At 57.2% G+C, this 1,132-nt stretch carries 1 rRNA gene; it reads right to left on the bottom strand.

The window, feature by feature from the left end:
• A 16S ribosomal RNA gene (locus SERN_RS15175) occupies positions 1 to 1,116 on the bottom strand; the annotation flags it as partial.
• Positions 1,117 to 1,132 lie beyond the last annotated feature (16 nt).

Raw genomic sequence — 1,132 nt, forward strand, 5'->3', positions numbered from 1 at the left:
ACGTGCTGGCAACATAGGACGAGGGTTGCGCTCGTTGCGGGACTTAACCCAACATCTCACGACACGAGCTGACGACAACCATGCACCACCTGTACATGAGTGTCCAAAGAGACCACCATCTCTGGTGGCTTCTCAAGTATGTCAAGCCTTGGTAAGGTTCTTCGCGTTGCATCGAATTAATCCGCATGCTCCGCCGCTTGTGCGGGCCCCCGTCAATTCCTTTGAGTTTTAGCCTTGCGGCCGTACTCCCCAGGCGGGGCACTTAATGCGTTAGCTACGGCGCGGAATCCGTGGAAACAGACCCCACACCTAGTGCCCAACGTTTACGGCATGGACTACCAGGGTATCTAATCCTGTTCGCTCCCCATGCTTTCGCTCCTCAGCGTCAGTAACGGCCCAGAGACCTGCCTTCGCCATCGGTGTTCCTCCTGATATCTGCGCATTCCACCGCTACACCAGGAATTCCAGTCTCCCCTACCGCACTCTAGTCTGCCCGTACCCACTGCACGCCCCAAGTTGAGCCTGGGGATTTCACAGCAGACGCGACAAACCGCCTACGAGCTCTTTACGCCCAATAATTCCGGACAACGCTTGCGCCCTACGTATTACCGCGGCTGCTGGCACGTAGTTAGCCGGCGCTTCTTCTGCAGGTACCGTCACCCGAAAGCTTCTTCCCTACTGAAAGAGGTTTACAACCCGAAGGCCGTCATCCCTCACGCGGCGTCGCTGCATCAGGCTTGCGCCCATTGTGCAATATTCCCCACTGCTGCCTCCCGTAGGAGTCTGGGCCGTGTCTCAGTCCCAGTGTGGCCGGTCACCCTCTCAGGCCGGCTACCCGTCATCGCCTTGGTAGGCCATCACCCCACCAACAAGCTGATAGGCCGCGAGCCCATCCCAGACCAGAAACCCTTTCAACAACCACCCATGCAGGCAGAAATGATATCCAGTATTAGCCCCGGTTTCCCGGAGTTATCCCAGAGTCTGGGGCAGGTTACTCACGTGTTACTCACCCGTTCGCCACTAATCAGGGATGCAAGCACCCCATCATCGTTCGACTTGCATGTGTAAAGCACGCCGCCAGCGTTCGTCCTGAGCCAGGATCAAACTCTCCGTCAAAAACAAACCCCAACCC

The sequence above is a fragment of the Serinibacter arcticus genome (assembly GCF_004786095.1).
Taxonomy (GTDB): domain Bacteria; phylum Actinomycetota; class Actinomycetes; order Actinomycetales; family Beutenbergiaceae; genus Litorihabitans; species Litorihabitans arcticus.